Origin of the sequence: Paraburkholderia ginsengiterrae, from assembly GCF_001645125.1 — a bacterium.
Taxonomy (GTDB): domain Bacteria; phylum Pseudomonadota; class Gammaproteobacteria; order Burkholderiales; family Burkholderiaceae; genus Paraburkholderia; species Paraburkholderia ginsengiterrae.
This window is the reverse complement of the sequence record NZ_LXKA01000117.1, coordinates 1-510: the sequence shown is the minus strand read 5'-3', so window position 1 is coordinate 510 and position 510 is coordinate 1. Positions and strand designations below refer to the sequence as shown.

Genomic DNA, 510 nt, shown 5'->3' with positions numbered 1-510 from the left:
GTGGCACGGAAGAGGAGCACGAGGCAGGAACGGGGTGTTGCAAGAGGATAGTGTGGGGATGGCGGGCCGATACGATGGGGAGTGGGACAAAAAGGAAGGGCGGGAGGCGGGCAGAGCTGCGGGCAGTACTGGCGGTGCGGGGACGGAAACGTTGGGGTAGCGGGTGCGAGAGGGCCGGTGCGTTCGGCAGCGAGGGGGGTGAGGCAGGAGGTGGCCGCAGCGTGTCTAGAGCTGGAGCGGGGGGACGAGGAAGGGCGCGGCGGCGAGCGCGCGCGGCGGCGAGAGAGGGCGCGAGCGGGGCTGAAAGGTGCCGGAAAGCGCCCGGGAAACGGAAAAATATTGACAGAAGCGCGGATAAGACGGCGGGCGGGCATCGACTGCCGGCTGGCCGGTCAGATGGTTTGCTAAAATATTCGGCTGTTTGGACGCAGCCGGGGTGCCAGCGGCCTGAAAGCCCGGGGAGCAGGGGCCAAGTCGATGCAAGGCGCGATGCAAGGCGATAACGTAAAG

The 510-nt window shown here is 66.9% G+C and carries 1 protein-coding gene; it reads right to left on the bottom strand.

The features are described from left to right. Nucleotides 1-225: 225 nt before the first annotated feature. Nucleotides 226-510: hypothetical protein (locus A6V37_RS41725; protein WP_208607856.1), on the bottom strand; the 285-nt coding region annotated here is incomplete at its 5' end.